Here is a 17,114-nt window from a genome sequence, read left to right on the forward strand (position 1 = left end):
GTTACATAATTATAGGTGTAAATATGCTGCTCACCGAGATCCATGAACAGGTTCGCGAGACCGCTCGCCAGTTCGCCGACGATGTCATTCGACCGGTCGCCCACAAGTTGGACGAGGAGGAGAGGTTTCCTGCGGAGATTTACGAACAGATGGGCCAACTGGGCTTGTTTGGAATCGGCGTGCCGGAGGAAATGGGTGGTCCCGGATTCGACACGCTGGCGTATTCGGTCGTCATGGAAGAGCTTTCCCGCGGCTATGCCTCGATCGCTGACCAGTGTGGTCTGGTAGAACTCATCACCACCTTGCTTGTCCGTCACGGCACGAAAGAGCAGCGCGAGTGGCTACTTGCCGATGTCATGACGATGCGGACCAAGGTTGCCTACTGCCTGACAGAGCCGGAAGCGGGAAGCGACCTGTCGGGCTTGCGGACATCTGCGGAGCGCGACGGTACCGGCTGGAGGCTGAACGGCGGGAAGATCTGGATCCACAATGCTCCGGTCGCAGATATCGGCTTCGTCCTCGCCCGCACGGACAAAAACGCCGGACATCGCGGCATGAGCATTTTCATCGTTGACCTGAAACAGAAGGGCGTCGAGCGTGGCCCGAAGGAACACAAGATGGGGCAGCGTGCGAGTCAGGTGGGGGCGCTTACGTTCGACAATGTATCGCTTCCGGCCGACGCCCTGCTCGGCGAGGAAGGCCGCGGCTTTCACATGATGATGAGCGTTCTCGACAAGGGCCGTGTCGGCATCGGATCCCTCGCAGTCGGTATCGGGCAGGCAGGCCTCGAGGCGGCGCTCGACTACGCTGTTCAGCGCAAACAGTTCAACTCCGCTATCGCCGAGTTCCAGGGCGTCCAGTGGCTTCTCGCGGACATAGCGAAAGACGTCGAAGCCGCACGTCTCCTGGTCCGCAGCGCGGCAAGCAAGATCGATCTCGGCGAGGACGCCACCAAAGCCTGCTCAATGGCGAAATGCTTTGCGGGCGACATGGCGGTGGCGAGGACGGCCGACGCCGTGCAGATCTTCGGGGGCAGCGGGTACATCCGCGGGTTCGAAGTTGAACGCCTGTATCGCGACGCGAAGATCACCCAGATCTACGAGGGTACGAACCAGATCCAGCGCATGATCATCGCACGCCAGCTTATCAAGAACGGCGCGCAGTGATGGACGGCTCCGGGCAGGTCGCGCTCGTCACAGGAGCGGGCAGAGGGATTGGACTGGCGATCGCCAAGTCGCTCGGTGGGGCTGGATTTTCCGTCGCCCTCAACGATCTGGGGCGCGACGGCGGGCTTGCGGAAGCCGTCGACGCGCTCCGGGGCGAGGGTGTCCGAGCCGTTGCCGTGCCGGGCGACGTCTCGGATCTGAAGGGCCACGCGGATTTGCTGCGTTCGGCCGAGGATGCTCTTGGACCGCTCACAACACTCGTGAACAACGCGGGCGTCGGAGTGTTGTCGCGGGGCGATCTCCTTGAGGCCACGGAGGAAAGCTACGACCGCTGCATGGCCGTGAACACCAAAGCCCACTTCTTCCTCACGCAGTGCTTCGCGAAGCGTGTCATTGGTGCCGCGCGGCTGCCCGGACTCTTCTATTCGATCGTGAACGTGACATCCTCGAACGCTGTCGCCGTGTCCGTCAACAGGGGCGAGTACTGCGCTTCCAAGGCCGCGGCGGCGATGATTTCAAAGGTCTTTGCCGCGAGGCTCGGCGGGGAAGGAATAGCTGTCTTCGACGTGCAGCCGGGCCTTATTGAGACGGAGATGACGGCAGCGGTGAAGGATATTTATCAGCGTCGCGCGGAGGAGGGCCTTACACTGTTCCCACGTCTCGGCCAACCTGACGAGATCGGCACGATCGTGCGTGCACTCGTCACGGGGGCACTTCCATACATGACGGGCCAAGTCCTGTCGGCGGACGCCGGCATGCTCGTCCCGAGATTTTGAAAGGTTCGTCAATGCGCATCGCCATACCAAGCGAATCCGGTCGCACAGAGACTTACGATCTCGTCGCCAAGCCTTTGTCAGAAGGCAGCTTCCCGCGCTCATTCAATCGTCGCGTCTTCTCCGCAGCGCACGTAGTTGCAGATCCTTTCGCCGATGCGAACCCGGGCAGGGCGGCTGCGGTGGATTGGGACGCCACGCTCGCGTTCCGTCGGCACCTGCACGGCCTTGGCCTCGGCATCGCTGAGGCGATGGATACAGCGCAGCGAGGAATGGGGCTCGACTGGAAGGGTGCGCATGAACTTGTACGACGGACGAAGGCTGAACTGCCAGACGCCCTTGTCTTCAGCGGCGCCGGAACCGATCATCTGGATCCGAAGGATACACGTTCACTCGACGACGTTGATCGCGCCTATGCAAGCCAGCTCGAGGCAGTGCAGGGGACCGGCAGTGATGTCATTCTCATGGCCAGCCGCGCTCTTTCCGCCGTCGCCAAGTCTCCGGAGGACTATGTTTCGGCGTATCGCAAGGCCTTGGCGCTCTGCGACGGTCCGGTCATTCTCCACTGGCTGGGAGACATGTTCGATCCCGCGCTTGCCGGATACTGGGGCGGACGAGACTTCGACACGGCGATGCAGACTTGCCTTGAGATCATCTCCGAGAACGAGAGCAAGGTCGACGGCATCAAGATCTCACTTCTGGACAAGGAGAAGGAGATCCGCATGCGACGACGTCTGCCGTCGGGCGTGAAAATGTACACTGGCGACGACTTCAATTATCCCGAACTTATAGCGGGCGACGACGTCGGCTTTTCGCACGCATTGCTAGGCATCTTTGATCCACTTGCAGGTGCGGCGGCTTTTGCGATGTCCCGCCTGGCAAGTGGCGACACGGAAGGGTTCCATCGGGTTCTCGATCCAACCGTTCCGCTTGCCCGGACGATTTTCCGTAGTCCGACGCAGTACTACAAAACCGGCGTCGTGTTCCTCGCGTGGCTCAACGGCTTTCAGGATCACTTCGTTATGTTGAACGGTCACCAAGGGATGAGACCGCTCCCTTACTTCTCGGAGGTCTTCCGCCTCGCCGACCAGTGCGGCATTCTTCGCGATCCCGAACTTGCTGTGGATCGCTTCAAGCGCCTTCTTGCCGTCTACGGGGTCGACGGCAGTGCGTGATTTCTCCAGAGACCACTCCGCGCTCGCCCTCAACACCGCGACGTTGGGTCACAATGTCGACGGGTTCGGGGCAGGATGGTCGGCCGAGCAGGTGATCGATGGATGCGCGGCGCGGGGATACGGCGGTGTCGTATTCTGGCGCAGAGAGATCGGTGCGAATGCCGCCGCAATCGGCCAATGGGCAAGGTCCGCTGGTTTGAAGATCGCCGGATTGTGCCGATCACCATTTCTCGTCGGCCCCCTGTCACCCAGGGGCAGGGAAGCGGTCCTCGACGAGTTCCGGTCGTCGATTGACATGGCTGCGGCGCTGACCGCGCCCGTCCTCACGATCGTCGTGGGAGGGGTGGAGCCCGGGACGAAGGGGATGTCGGAAAGCCTGAAGATCGTTGCCGACCGGGTGTCCGTAGCGTGCGAATATGCCGCGCGGGCAGGAGTGAAGCTCGCGCTGGAGCCTCTGAATCCCGTCTACGGCGGCGACCGCTCATGCCTCGTTACGGTACGTGACGCTGTCGATCTTTGCGACACGATCGGAGCGGACAACCTCGGGATCGCAGTCGATGTCTATCACGTCTGGTGGGATACGGACCTGCCAGCGCAGTTAAGCCGTGCTGGAGCCCGAAGGATCTACGGCTTTCACCTCTGCGACTGGCTTGCCGACACGAAGGACGTCCTTCTCGACCGTGGTATGATGGGCGACGGCGTCGCAGACATTCGCGGCATCAGAAAGGCTGTCGAGAACTCGGGCTACGACGGCGTCTGCGAAGTCGAAATCTTTTCTAAAGACAACTGGTGGAAGCGAGACCCTAACGAGGTCCTAGACGTCCTTGTCGAACGCTTCCGCAGCGTTTGCTAGTTTAGGAGCACACCCATGAAGATACTCGTGCCAGTCAAACGGGTTGTCGACTACAACGTGAAGATCCGGGTGAAGCCGGATGGCACGGGTGTCGAGCTTGCCAATGTGAAGATGTCGATGAACCCGTTCGACGAGATCTCGGTGGAAGAGGCGCTGCGGCTGAAGGAAGCCGGCAAGTGCGAGGAAGTGGTGGTCGTCTCGATCGGCCCGGCCAAGGCCGAGGAGACGCTGAGGACCGCCCTTGCCATGGGTGCCGACCGGGCGATCCTGGTCGAGACCGACGATCAGATCGAGCCGCTCATTGTCGCCAAGATCTTGAAGGCTGTCGCCGATGCCGAACAGCCGGGGCTGATCATCGTTGGCAAGCAGGCGATCGATGACGATAGCAACCAGACCGGCCAGATGCTGGCGGCGCTGATGGGAGTTGCCCAGGCGACCTTCGCCTCGAAGATCGAGATCGGCGATGGCAAAGCAACCGTCACCCGAGAAGTCGATGGCGGCCTGCAGACGATCGAGATCAAGCTGCCGGCGGTCGTCACCACGGATCTGCGCTTGAACGAACCGCGTTATGCCTCGCTGCCGAATATCATGAAGGCGAAGAAGAAGCCGCTCGACAAGAAGGCGCCGAGCGACTTCGGCATCTCGACCACGCCACGTCTCAAGGTGTTGAAGACCGAGGAGCCGTCCGGCCGCAAGGCCGGCGTCAAGGTCAAGTCGGTCGCCGAACTGATCGACAAGCTCAAAAACGAAGCCGGCGTGCTGTAATCAGCTTGGAACAGGAGCCATCATCATGACCATTCTTCTTCTGGCTGACCACGACAATGCCAGCCTGTCCGACCAGACCGCCAAGGCGCTGACGGCAGCCGCAAAGATCGGCGGCGATATTCATATCCTCGTCGCCGGCAAAGGCGCAAAGCCTGCTGCCGAACAAGCGGCAAAACTTGCCGGCGTCTCCAAGGTTCTGCTGGCCGAAAGCGACGAACTCGCCAACAATCTGGCCGAACCGTTGGCCGACCTGATCGTGTCGCTCTCCGCCAGCTACGACACGATCATCTCTGCCGCCACCTCGGTTGGTAAGAACGTTCTGCCGCGCGTCGCAGCTCTTCTCGATGTCGCCCAGGTCTCGGAGATCATCGAGGTGATCTCGTCCGACACCTTCAAGCGGCCGATCTATGCCGGCAATGCCATCCAGACGGTGCAGGCGAGCGATGCCAAGAAGGTCATCACCGTGCGCACCGCATCCTTCGCCTCTGCACCGGAGGGTGGTTCGGCCACCGTCGAGGCAATTCCGGCGGTTTCCGATCCGGGGCTTTCGACCTTCGTCGGCGATGCGCTGTCGGCCTCCGACCGGCCGGAACTGACGTCTGCCAAGATCATCATCTCCGGCGGCCGGGCACTCGGTTCAGCCGAGAAGTTCAAGGAAGTCATCCTGCCGCTCGCCGACAAGCTGGGTGCCGCCGTCGGCGCATCTAGAGCCGCCGTCGATGCCGGTTATGCGCCGAACGACTGGCAGGTCGGCCAGACCGGCAAGGTGGTTGCGCCGCAGCTCTACATTGCCTGCGGCATATCGGGTGCCATCCAGCATCTGGCCGGCATGAAGGATTCGAAGGTCATCGTCGCCATCAACAAGGACGAGGAGGCGCCGATCTTCCAGGTCGCCGACTACGGATTGGTCGCCGATCTCTTCGACGCCCTGCCGGAATTGCAAAAGTTGGTTTGATGACCGAGACGACTGAGCTGCCCGAACGCGAAAGCATGGAATTCGACGTTGTGATCGTCGGCGCCGGTCCGGCTGGTCTTGCGGCGGCGATCCGTCTGAAACAAGTCAATCCGGAACTCTCCGTCGTCGTGCTGGAGAAGGGCGCGGAAGTTGGCGCGCATATTCTGTCGGGCGCCGTGGTCGATCCGATCGGCATCGACCGGCTGCTGCCCGGCTGGCGCGACGAGGCCGACCAACCGTTCAAGACTAAGGTCACGGCCGATCACTTCCTGCTGCTCGGTCCGGCCGGCTCCATTCGCCTGCCGAATGTGCTGATGCCGCCATTGATGAACAATCACGGCAACTACATCGTCTCGCTCGGAAACGTCTGTCGCTGGCTGGCGACCAAGGCCGAAGAGCTCGGCGTCGAGATCTATCCGGGCTTTGCCGCCACCGAAGTGCTCTACAATGACCAGGGTGCGGTCATCGGGGTCGCCACCGGCGATATGGGCATCGAGAAGAATGGCGAGCCTGGCCCGAACTATACCCGCGGCATGGAACTGCTCGGCAAATATACCCTGATCGGCGAGGGCGTGCGTGGCTCGCTCGCCAAGCAGTTGATCGCCAAGTTCGATCTGCAGAAGGATCGTGAACCGCAGAAATTCGGCATCGGCCTCAAGGAACTCTGGCAGGTCAAGCCGGAAAACCACAGGCCGGGTTTGGTGCAGCACTCCTTCGGCTGGCCGCTCGGCATGAAGACCGGCGGCGGCTCCTTCCTCTATCACCTGGAAGACAATCTGGTGGCCGTCGGCTTCGTCGTCCACCTCAATTACAAGAACCCCTATCTCTATCCCTTCGAGGAATTCCAGCGCTTCAAGACGCATCCGGCCATCCGCACCACGTTCGAGGGCGGCAAGCGCCTGTCCTATGGCGCCCGCGCCATCACCGAGGGCGGCTATCAGTCGGTGCCGAAGCTGGCCTTTCCCGGCGGGGCGCTGATCGGCTGTTCGGCCGGTCTCGTCAACGTGCCGCGCATCAAGGGCAGCCACAATGCGGTGCTGTCGGGCATGCTGGCCGCCGAGAAGATCGTCGCCGCGATCGCGACCGGCCGCAGCCATGACGAGGTGGCCGAGATCGAGAATGAATGGCGCAAGGGCGACATCGGCAAAGATTTGAAGCGGGTGCGCAACGTCAAGCCGCTATGGTCGAAGTTCGGCACCGCACTCGGCGTGGCGCTCGGCGGCTTCGACATGTGGACCAACCAGCTGTTCGGCTTCTCCGTCTTCGGCACGCTGAAGCATGGCAAGACCGATGCTGAGAGCCTGGAGCCGGCGTCGCAGCACAAGCCGATCGCCTATCCCAAACCCGATGGCATCTTGACCTTCGATCGCCTCTCCTCGGTGTTCCTGTCGAACACCAATCACGAGGAGGACCAGCCGGTGCATCTGCAGGTCAAGGACATGACGCTGCAGAAGCGTTCGGAACACGACATCTATGCCGGTCCGTCGACACGTTACTGTCCGGCCGGCGTCTACGAATGGGTGGAAAAGGACGGCGAAGAGGTCTTCGTCATCAACGCCCAGAACTGCGTGCACTGCAAGACCTGCGACATCAAGGACCCCAACCAGAACATCAACTGGGTGCCGCCGCAGGGCGGCGAGGGGCCGGTCTATCCGAATATGTGAGGGGGCGGGAGCCTATACATGTGAATGATGATTTAACCGGCGTGCGGAGAGACCCGGAACGGACAAGGGAGGCCATCCTGCAGGCCGCCATGGGAGAGATTGTCGCTCACGGCCTTGGAGGCGCGCGGATTGACAAGATTGCCGAACGCTCGGGTTCGAACAAGCGAATGATCTATCATTATTTTGGCGACAAGGAAGGCTTGTACGTCGAGGTACTGGATCACGCTCTCGACAAGATGCGATTAGCGGAAGGAGCTCTTCGGTTGGACGATTGTTCTCCCGTTGAGGGCGTCAAGGTCATCGTTCATTTCGTCTGGCGTTACTTCCTCCAAAACCCGGAGATTATTAGTCTACTCGAAACAGAAAACCTGCAAAGGGCAAGGTACCTTCGTGCATCGGCGAACGGGCACCTGGTAAATCATCAGCTTATCGAGAAGCTGAGCAAATTAATCGAGCGTGGCAGGAGCGAGGCTCGGTTTCCCGCTGATGTCAGTTCGCTATATGTCTTTCTGACAATTTTCTCGCTGTGTTTCTTCTATCTATCCAATCGATACACGCTCTCGACGATCTTCGACAAAGACCTCGAGGACGCTGGCACGCTCGCGCATTGGGAGGACCATATTGTGCATGTCGTACTCCAATCGCTTTGCTGAGTTTTAGATAACGTCAGGAATTCGTTTCCGAGCCCGGACTGTTCACCACTACGGCCGATCGAAATTCATGTATCCAGATCATGATGGATGGGTCCTGTGAAGCGAATAGTTCCACGCTTGTAGCGGGTGTTAAAGCGTCGAAAGTGTTTCGCGCGATTGACGCACGTTCCGATGCGGTTGTGATGTTTGTCGTTGATTGGATCACGCGGGATGATGACCTTGGGTGCTGCGGCCTCGTTCGTCATTTCGGCATGTTCGAACACGTGGTTTTTCTGCATCAGCATCGTCCTGTCCTCGCTGTCAGGGGCGCACTGGAACGCTTACATCACAGCGGAATGATCGGACATTGCTGACCGTGAAGGTTTGTAACCACGGCGGTTCGCCCCCTTTTGCTGTCCTCTCGTTGATGTAGATCATGGAGCAGTTCGCGGCTTCATGACAGTCATTGCGCGAAAGACGGCTGCAACACGGTCGTCGGCGCATTGGGGACGATATCATGAAGCACCCAACGGAAACGACGGTGAACACGATCACCGGGGAAAAAGGGGCTGGATCCTATCCAGCCTTCAACAAAGCACATCCTCCATTTATGACCAACCCGGACGTTTTCCCTCCGGAGCGTAGTGCGTCGGCTCGGATCGGCCAACCTTTCAGGATCCAGCAGAAGGACTTCTTCGGCGTTCATGATCAGCAATACCCGTGGCCCGAAATGCGGCACGATTCACCGAGCCAATGGCAGCGCAGGAAAGATCTGCAGGCGGCGCAGAAGCGCGAAGTTGATCACTACTTGGTGATCCGGAATCAGTACTGGGCGCTATTCGACCGGCGCATGTATGGAGCGAAGACGGTCGCTAAGGTCTCCTATGAACGGGGTACAACTTATTCCCATAAAGAAGCGCAGCATCAATCAACGACATCCCGCTTCGGGGTTGATCTCGGTCTTAATCTTGATGCTAACATTTTTGGTGCGCTTCTCCTCGCTGGCGGAAGTGGCGCGAATCCGTTGAGCGATTCGAGTATGAGCGCGAGATTCAGTTATGATTTTTCACGCACGCTCGAGTTTACGAAAAGTGACGAAGTGACGTACCACGAGACAGAAATACAATCAACAGAGACGACGTTCGAAGCGGATACGCAGTATCTTTACTGGCAAATCTGCAACGACGTTTTACTCTATCGGGTCACACAGCAGCAGGCTGACAGTGAAGTGATCGCGTCCGGCGCGTTCATGAACAGGGTCGTGTCGCGCATCGGCACGCCTTACGTGCAGCCTTTTGAGATGGGGCCAAGCACGGCGCCAAACAACGATGCCAGTGCACGCGCGAATTAAAATTGTACTTGCTTTTCGGACCGCAAACCACCCACCCGACGCCGTCGAGGCAGGGCTGGACCGTGCGATCATGGGCGCGAAAGCTATCGCGGATTGCAGCGTTGGCGGCCATGACCACCATGACGGCACGCTACGCTACGCAAGGCTTCGCGCGCCGTCGGCCACGGCAGAGCAAGCTTCCCCATGCTACGGAATCCAGTTCACCACGCCCGGCGCTGCAGGTACCCGATCTCGTCGACGATTTGCAGGCTGGGCGTGCAGAAGAAGCGGATGCGCTCCTGTAGCTTGCCTTCACGTTCGGCGCGTGCGAGCACGGCGATCAGGCCAGCCAGGGTGCAGAAGTAGACGCCTCTGCCCGCTTTGACGGCTTCAGCACCGAGGGCGGTTGCCAGATGGCTCTTGCCGGTTCCAGGCGGTCCAAGGAAGTGGACGGATTCGCACCGCTGGACGAACCCGAGCTGGGCCAGCGTGAAGATACGATCCCTGCCGAGGGACGGCTGGAAGGCGAAGTCGAAACCCGCGAGCGTCATGATGGTAGCCAGGCTGCCCATCTTCAGCGCGGGCTTGATATCGCTGTTCTCGTGCAGCGTCAGCTCTTCCGACAGCAGGATGTCGATCGCATCCAGCGTCGACAATTCTCCTTGTTCAAGGCGGCGGACGACATAGTCGAGCGCTTCGAGTGCACGCGGCATCTTCAGCCCGACGAGATCATGACGGATGCGATCGATCATGGACGGCATGGCCCGAGGATGGCGCTCATGGGCGGTCCTCCTGTGCCATGGCCTGACCGACGGGGTCGTAGAAAGCAAGGGATCGTTGAAGGACCTTGGCGCCGGCATTCTGAAGGGTGACGCCGCGGTCGCCTGCCTTCGGCCATGAGCGATGAGACGTCATGCTTCGTCGATGGTCGCGATGCACGCGTCGCTGCTTTGGCCCCCCGGGGATCGGATGAAGGGCGACCAAGGTACCGTTCGCGAATGCCAACCTGCCTGGCGATCGCCGATACTGACAGGCACTGCCGATGCAAATCCAGAATCATTATCGTCTCCCTCAGCTTGATCACCAATTCCCTCCTTCCTTCCGGACATCGGAAGGAGTATCGAGGAGGCGCACCCCGGAAGACCGGCGGCACACCCAAACTGGGGAAGATTCAAACGGCATATTTGGGGAACATTGATCCGGTAACGACACGAGGTGTTTGGATTCGAGGTTGATCTGGCCGTCCAACCAGCTATGGCTTTGCCTCAGGAAGCCTGGACGGTCCTATTCGATGGCGTGCCCGGTCTTTTTTTGCGCCGATCATCGTTTCGAGGGTTGCCACGTGGACCTCGTTTTCCGGCGCGGCGCCTTCCGTGGTGCCGGCCAACCATGTCAGTCCGGCGACCGCTGGTAGCAGCAGGAAGATAGACGGCGTTACACTGCGGCGTGCGAAGGCATGGACGAGCTCCTGCACTTCCGGTGGGATCTGCGGTCCATCGACCTTTAGAAAGCCCATCCGGGAATGATCGGCACCAGTGTGGGCATGCGCAAGGAGCAGCTCGAGACCACCGGCTACATTGATCACGTTAATCGGCTCGTGATCGAGCTTCGCGACTTCTTTGAGTAGCCACGTGATCTCCGCACCCGAGAAGCCAATCCCCTGCCCCCACGCACGAAACGCGGCCACGCCGTCCGCGTCTGCGGTGAGGTTAGCAAGAAAAGCGTGGACCGCTGGCGACAATTTGCCAGCAGCTTCGAACACATTGCGGATGTCCTGCACCAAGCCAGCCGCAAGCACCGTGGGCGCCGTTTCGTCATCGGATTGGAGGGCAGCGGGTGCCGCGCGCCCTGCTGCAGTGAGCAGGTTGGAGCGGATCGCATGGCGACGCGGAACGTTCAACTTCAGCATGCCGTGAACCACGGCATCGCCGCAGCGCGCCACCGTCTTCCAGTCGGCCGCGCGCTCGCCCTGCGCCCAGGCAGCCGCGGCAGTCACTGCGGGATGTTCTTCAAGGAGGTCGTCCAACGGATCGTTCATGGCGAGTTCCTTCAGTTCTTGACGCGTTAGTTGCGATGCGGATCAGTAATCGGTCCAAACCTTGATGTCGTTGAAGCCTTGGTTGCTGACTGTAACCAGCGCGCCACGACCTTCACTGATCGATGTCTGCCACGGTTGGCCGGCCTCAAGCGGCTGCTTGTTGAGAGGCTTGCAGCAAAGCTCGATGTGCCAGCCCAGAACTGAATCGCCCCTATCGCTGCACTGCGCGAACAGGGTGGTTCCAAGGCCGACCGGGCGCGTGCTGTAGACCTTGCTTCTGCCCGGTTTGAGGGTAGTTTGCCCTGACATTCGACTTCCTTTCGTCGGATTAACATTCTCTGGCGGAAGGACGGTGGCCCGACGATTGAAATAAATCGGGCGCCCGTACTTGTTTGCGTATGACATGGACGAAGAAACTTCGCCCTGCATTATCGATGTCGGCCGGCGCGCCGATGATCCTGTTGAACGATCTTTCTGGCTGACACCAGGCTAAACTGGTGTGCGTGAAAGAATTCCCAATTGAGGCCGCCTGCGCAGGAGCCCGCTGAAGTATCATTCGTTAATTTTGATGGTGACATTTTTTTCCCCGTTCAAATCAGAGGTGCTCACTTTGAACCAAACACTCTTTGTCTGTTGCTCAATGAGCATCCCCTCTCCAGCATATTCGAAAAGCTCATCTCGCGATGACAGCACGTCCTTCACTGACCGACCGGATACAACTGCTACCCGCTCACGGAGGTCATGCGACCGCAGTCGAAGATATAGGAATTGCGGTAGCGCATATTCGTATCGTTTTGGCGTGAGAAGTATTGTTCTCTCAAGTGAGCTATTCGCATCCCATTGTCCTGATTGCTTGACTTCGATGACCGAGAATCTGCCCTTTAACTCCGCGTCACGACTTACGCCGCCGTCATCCCAATAGAGGTCGTACGAGTACTGCTCATCGTTGTCTTCCCCAGGCACGGGGGGATAAAGCGACAGCACGAGAGGCTGATCGTATTTGTCTAGAGCCTGGATATTCTTGAAAGGAACATCCAGGTTTGAAACATGATGACGCTCTGGGATAATCGCTCCTTCCCTCACGAATATCGGAAGAGAATCGATCTCCGCGGCCATCGAAAGACGCTGCCCGCCGGTAATTGGATTCGTGCCATCGATCAAATCACGTACGACGTCGTACTGGAACCACTTCGTAGACCGCCCCTCGCCGGTGCGAGGAAAGTAGACCTCGGTTTCAGCCAAATACGATCCGGCTTGGCCAGCGGCGCTCTTCGTTAAAATTGGTGCGACAAGGACCGATTTGGCAAGGAAGAATTGCGTTCCCAGAATATCCCGATTTTCTTCAGTGAAGATTCCCGCGTCACCGTCCCAAAGGCACATGGCCCTGTTAATCGGCGCGCCCGTTTGCGTGTTTTCATACATTGCATCGTACAGCAGATGATGCCAGCGGACTCTGAAGCACACGAATTCCGCCATGATCTGACCGAAGTTCTTCGATCCATCGGCCGTCGCAGGGTCAGTGTAGTTGTAGACTTCCTGATATTGTTTCATGGCGTCATAGTGATTGCGGACCCATGGCTGTAGTGCGGCAGCCTGTGTCCAGCGCGTGATTAGTTCAGGTTCGCTGATGGCGCCGATGTCGATATCTTCCGGACCAAGCACGAGGCGATCGTAGACTGCAGGATTGTGGCTGCGATTTTTTTGCTCACCATAAAATGTATTAGCTGGGTTTGTCGGATCTTCACCCGGCGCGAAGCCTCCCAGATCTGCCCCTACGATAGGAAAGCCGGACATCCCGAGATTGAGAATCTGCGGTATACACACCTGCAAGTGATGCCAAGTGGATGCGTTGTCACCGGTCCAATGTCCGGAATAATGTTGCAGGCCGGGGTAACCGCTTCGGCAAATCACGTAGCTGCGCTTGAAGTCCTTCAGCAAATCCGCGTGAGCCTCGAGACCAAATTCGTATGTGGAGCGCGCCACCATATATGCATGCAAATTCCGCAGCTCCACGAACGGAGTTTTACGGCCATCGCCGAAGCGTGGATCAGTCAACAGCAACTGTCCGTGATAACTGCGCCAATTGAACATATTGGATCGACGGTGATCATCCGTAGGAGACTCGCCAGTAAGCGACCAGCCGAACTGATTGCGAGGAGAAGATGTGTCAGCAAAATTCTTGCCATCCTCCACATGTGGCATAGGGTCGGGGACTGCCATGTCCTGCCAGACGAAGCCTAGCCCGTTTCGCAGGAGGTTGGCATATTGTTTTCCCCAAAAACGCGCAGCTTCGGTTCTGCCGTAGTCAGTCACCACCGCGCCGATGGTATCCCGTTCTCCGGTCTGGGCGTTTACGCCATAATCCAGCACCAAAACGTTCTGATCGGGGTAGCGGACGCCCGCCAGCGGGGTGTAGGTGAGACCTGGATAGGCTGCTTCGCTTCGCGGACCGCGGAATTTTGTGATGTTGCCTTCGCCCTCATTTCGTACGTAGTAAGAGTTTTCGATCAAACCCTTGGCGGTCTCATACTGGGTCTTTGCAAGATCGTTTGGATCGTACGCAATCTTGTCAGCGCGAATGAATGGAGTGATGTTTGTCTGGCATTGCAGACCGTAATCTGCCGCCCAGTCAAATACCGATTTGCCGATTCCGACAGCGCCCCCGGACCAGAAGCTGCTCTTAATCGAGAACACCTTTTTGTCTTCCTGGACGTCTATATCGATACCGAGACCCTCAATCGGCACACCGAAACCGCGATATCCCTCAACGATATCCTCAACATAGACATGTATCTGATCGGTATCGCCTTGCGGACGAAGCAGGCCAAGGCAACCGTATTTGGCCTGATAATAGCCGAAGATATACTTAGGCGGCATGACTGCGCGTCGATTCAGGAGCCCGGCGGGCGCATCAGGAGAAAGAGTCCCTCGTCCCATCAGATAGGTATATGTGTCCAAGATATTGCTTGCGGTTTCGCCGAACATGTAATGGCAGTCAAATTCGCCATGCTGCGCGCCGGCGATAACAGTCTGCGAGTCGCGAGCCACACCTTTGAGCGAAAAAAATGTTTGGCCGGTATTATCAAGAAAGGCGCCGAGAAAAGCTGGCTTTTCATTGATGACGGATCGCTCGATGTAAAAGGGCGCGTTCAGGTATTGTGGGACGTAATAGTTCGCCTTGAACGTATCCTTGTACGACACGCTGTTGGGGAAGACCTCCGGTTGATTGTACCAGAGGTTATCGTAATTGTAGCAAGTAATTTCCTGCCCGTTGCGATCCAGACCGGAGCGTCCACTATGGGAATAACCGCTTGCTCCTTCGTCCGGATCGGCATTCGACGTGAGATTGTAGTCGAGTATTCCGCCAAGGCCGAAGTAGTGGGTGGCTTCCGTTGCTCTACGCACCATATTGGCAACGGTACCAGTGTCTTTTCCCGCATGCATTAGCGGGCCGGAGGACACGTCGATAATACCTCCGTCACTCAGCCTCCGGAGCTGAATCGACAGGAGACCACTCTCAGCTCGGATGAATTCGATGCTGACTGAGCGAAGCAAGATAGAGGCACCATTGCTATTCCAGCTCAGAACAGGGGAGTACCCCAGCGTTGTTTCATGCTGCCTGATTTGTCTCAGCCTGGATGAAACAATAGGGCCATAGACCTTCTCGGGAAAGGCTGAAAGTGAGTTCGCATATGGTGCAAACCGAATCCTAAAGGCGTTTTTCTGACATGACGTAACCTGCAAGACTATCGTGATCGCATGTGCGTCTTCGCTTTCGGAATCGCTCTTTGCCTGGGCGTCAATGTGAATTGTCCAATCTTGGTCGAATCCCCCTGTCGATCTGGGTGCTCCGTCCCAAAAAACGGAATAGAGAACGACATCGTCGCCGACGGTCCATTCGTCCGCGGGAACATAATCATAGGTATTGTACGGCTTCCAAGAAGCCGGTAGCTTTCTGTCAGACATTGTTCATGCCTCTCAATAAACTGGATAGGGCGCTTAGGAAGCACGGTGGAACTCGAAGGCGATCCAGATGCAATCTGTATCGGAATAATATTGATGGGGCGGGTAATAGAAGCACGGATTTTCGGCGCTTGCTGAACGCGCGACATCGGAATGCCCACCCCAGGCGTTGTAAGTTGTGACGATAGGCATCGGTGAATGTGTCGCACCGGGAGCAAGCCGATGCTCCTCATAAAGACCCGCGAAGGACGCCGATGCATCGAACGGAAAAGAATAGTCGCTCAAGGCCACGTTTGCGGGCTCTATGTTCACTGCCTGTTGCGCAGTTTTCAGGTCCCTGAATTTTTGCATGCGACCAAACCCCACGAGTTGTGTGTGGATCTCCAAAAAATTGTGGTAATGGACGTCGTGGACACCTGCATCGGACCCGGCCGGCAACCACCAAAGATTGGCGTAAACGTTGTAACCGAGAGGCTCACTTCCAGGAGGAGATGACTGGCCTGCCATTTTCCAAGGGTCGATCTTGACGAGGTGGTCGAGCTGCAATTGACTTGAAATCCACAGCGGAAGGGACGGAAATCCCTCCGGGTATTGGTAGCGCGTCCAGGAATCCGCCTCAGCGAAAACGTCCGACGTGTGATTTTTTGGCTCGCGGACGTGAACAAGCGACACAAGACCGTCGGCTGATGCGTACGCGGTCGAGATCTGGACACCCGAACGGACGATTGCGCTTTGCAGCGGCTGTACAGTATGCTTGAGGGGAGAAGCAACGGCCGGCGACTTATCGTCATCCGCGTCTGCCGACACAAAGACGGGCTGCGAACCAAGGTTGGTCAAAATGATACTGCTGATGTCACGCGCAGAAAAGAGCGTTCCTGTGTCGAAACTGTAAAGATTGCTGACGAGAAAGCCGCTCAAGTGTTTGCCGTTGAAGGGATACGGCGTCGCAACATTCTCGCCCGACCCTGGTTGCACCACGATGGATTGCGGTGCCGCGGGGTTGGCACCAGGCCCCCTTCGCATATCTGGACCTTGGGGGCCGCGAAGATCGGCAACGAGAAGCCGTGGCGGGCGTCTGTTCGAATCATCGTTTATGGTCTCACGTACCGGGTCTGGGGCTGCATCCGCTCGTCGCGCCAGCATCAAACCTCCTGCGATTCCTCCGCCACCCAGCAGAAGTTTGCGCCGCGAAAGACGGCTTTCATCTACAGATTTATGATCTTCCAGTTGCCCGCCATTCGGGATGAACGTTTTCATGAGTGTCGTCCTCCGCAGTAACCCGTTCTCATCGGCGCATAACTTGGGTTCGCTGTTACGAGAGTGTGCCAGACATCAAAAGAAATGTGACTGATCAACGTAGCTCCCCGGGGTCTGCGGTCTCTCACATGATTTGTAAGTTTGATTGATCCCGCAGTTGTTTCGGCTGCGGCGTGTCGGCGGCCCCGCGACGGATCGGGATGTGCCACCTCCAACTGGGGGGCTACCCAAACCCGATCCGCTTGCAAGCCGTCCCCGGGATCGCGACGAATGCACGTTGCCTTCTTTTCAAACCGTTCGCTGCCGAAATGTGCCATTAGAGTCTCCGTGACGAGATATAAGATTCATTGCGGGTCTAAACCGTCATGACGCAAGTGTCAACGTCATAGGTCATCAGTGCGCGTATATTGCCGCGACAACATAACTCGCCACTCCATGGAGGAGGCATTTCGTTAGCCTGATTGCGTTTTCACTCATCTAGTGGCAGCGAGGAATTCCTCGGCGACTCGCGCCGGGGCGCGGGCCACTCCTCGAGCGGGACGA

Annotated in this window: 14 protein-coding genes and 1 pseudogene; 9 read left to right on the forward strand and 6 right to left on the reverse strand. The window is 58.1% G+C overall.

Translation table 11 applies throughout. The annotated features are described in order from the left end of the window. Positions 1 to 23: 23 nt before the first annotated feature. The 8 genes from J7U39_RS27130 to J7U39_RS27165 are packed head-to-tail and all read left to right on the forward strand — an operon-like array spanning position 24 to position 8,004. On the forward strand, positions 24 to 1,166 hold the full coding sequence (locus tag J7U39_RS27130; protein ID WP_210633151.1) for an acyl-CoA dehydrogenase family protein: 1,143 nt from the start codon (positions 24 to 26) through the stop codon (positions 1,164 to 1,166). Further along, on the forward strand, positions 1,166 to 1,942 hold the full coding sequence (locus J7U39_RS27135; RefSeq protein WP_210633152.1) for a 3-ketoacyl-ACP reductase: 777 nt from the start codon (positions 1,166 to 1,168) through the stop codon (positions 1,940 to 1,942). Before J7U39_RS27130 ends, J7U39_RS27135 begins: the two co-directional genes overlap by 1 nt. An 11-nt stretch (positions 1,943 to 1,953) precedes the next feature. After that, positions 1,954 to 3,114: a dihydrodipicolinate synthase family protein gene (locus J7U39_RS27140; protein ID WP_210633153.1), complete on the forward strand. Its 1,161-nt coding sequence runs from the start codon at positions 1,954 to 1,956 to the stop codon at positions 3,112 to 3,114. After that, on the forward strand, positions 3,107 to 3,967 hold the full coding sequence (locus J7U39_RS27145; RefSeq protein ID WP_210633154.1) for a sugar phosphate isomerase/epimerase family protein: 861 nt from the start codon (positions 3,107 to 3,109) through the stop codon (positions 3,965 to 3,967). Before J7U39_RS27140 ends, J7U39_RS27145 begins: the two co-directional genes overlap by 8 nt. Positions 3,968 to 3,982: 15 nt before the next feature. Beyond that, positions 3,983 to 4,732, forward strand: a complete 750-nt coding sequence (locus tag J7U39_RS27150) for an electron transfer flavoprotein subunit beta/FixA family protein (RefSeq protein ID WP_210633155.1) — start codon at positions 3,983 to 3,985, stop codon at positions 4,730 to 4,732. Positions 4,733 to 4,757: 25 nt separating this feature from the next. Next, the gene (locus tag J7U39_RS27155; protein ID WP_210633156.1) at positions 4,758 to 5,687 is read left to right on the forward strand and encodes an electron transfer flavoprotein subunit alpha/FixB family protein; all 930 of its coding nucleotides are present in this window, start codon (positions 4,758 to 4,760) and stop codon (positions 5,685 to 5,687) included. Next, entirely contained in the window at positions 5,687 to 7,351 is a 1,665-nt protein-coding gene (locus J7U39_RS27160) for an electron transfer flavoprotein-ubiquinone oxidoreductase (protein WP_210633157.1), read from the forward strand. The genes J7U39_RS27155 and J7U39_RS27160 overlap by 1 nt, the downstream gene beginning before the upstream one ends. 20 nt (positions 7,352 to 7,371) lie before the next feature. Beyond that, positions 7,372 to 8,004: a TetR family transcriptional regulator gene (locus J7U39_RS27165; RefSeq protein WP_247241810.1), complete on the forward strand. Its 633-nt coding sequence runs from the start codon at positions 7,372 to 7,374 to the stop codon at positions 8,002 to 8,004. Positions 8,005 to 8,069: 65 nt separating this feature from the next. On the opposite strand, the gene J7U39_RS27170 is transcribed toward J7U39_RS27165, so the two are convergent. Next, positions 8,070 to 8,288, reverse strand: a complete 219-nt coding sequence (locus J7U39_RS27170) for a hypothetical protein (protein WP_210633158.1) — start codon at positions 8,286 to 8,288, stop codon at positions 8,070 to 8,072. A gap of 236 nt (positions 8,289 to 8,524) precedes the next feature. On the opposite strand from J7U39_RS27170, the gene J7U39_RS27175 reads away from it, so the two are divergent. After that, positions 8,525 to 9,334, forward strand: a complete 810-nt coding sequence (locus J7U39_RS27175) for a hypothetical protein (RefSeq protein ID WP_210633159.1) — start codon at positions 8,525 to 8,527, stop codon at positions 9,332 to 9,334. 218 nt (positions 9,335 to 9,552) lie between these two features. On the opposite strand, the pseudogene J7U39_RS27180 reads toward J7U39_RS27175, so the two are convergent. From J7U39_RS27180 to J7U39_RS27200, 5 genes and pseudogenes are all read right to left on the reverse strand, one after another. Further along, positions 9,553 to 10,074: pseudogene (locus J7U39_RS27180) on the reverse strand (ATP-binding protein); the annotation flags it as partial. 491 nt (positions 10,075 to 10,565) lie between these two features. Then, positions 10,566 to 11,351: a hypothetical protein gene (locus J7U39_RS27185; protein ID WP_210633160.1), complete on the reverse strand. Its 786-nt coding sequence runs from the start codon at positions 11,349 to 11,351 to the stop codon at positions 10,566 to 10,568. Between the two features lie 42 nt (positions 11,352 to 11,393). After that, positions 11,394 to 11,660, reverse strand: coding sequence for a hypothetical protein (locus tag J7U39_RS27190; protein ID WP_131702546.1), 267 nt, complete (start codon positions 11,658 to 11,660; stop codon positions 11,394 to 11,396). A gap of 243 nt (positions 11,661 to 11,903) precedes the next feature. After that, positions 11,904 to 15,317, reverse strand: a complete 3,414-nt coding sequence (locus tag J7U39_RS27195; RefSeq protein ID WP_210633161.1) for a TIM-barrel domain-containing protein — start codon at positions 15,315 to 15,317, stop codon at positions 11,904 to 11,906. 33 nt (positions 15,318 to 15,350) lie between these two features. Then, positions 15,351 to 16,571, reverse strand: coding sequence for a hypothetical protein (locus J7U39_RS27200; protein WP_210633162.1), 1,221 nt, complete (start codon positions 16,569 to 16,571; stop codon positions 15,351 to 15,353). Positions 16,572 to 17,114: the final 543 nt, after the last annotated feature.

This window comes from Rhizobium sp. NLR16a, assembly GCF_017948245.1.
Taxonomy (GTDB): domain Bacteria; phylum Pseudomonadota; class Alphaproteobacteria; order Rhizobiales; family Rhizobiaceae; genus Rhizobium.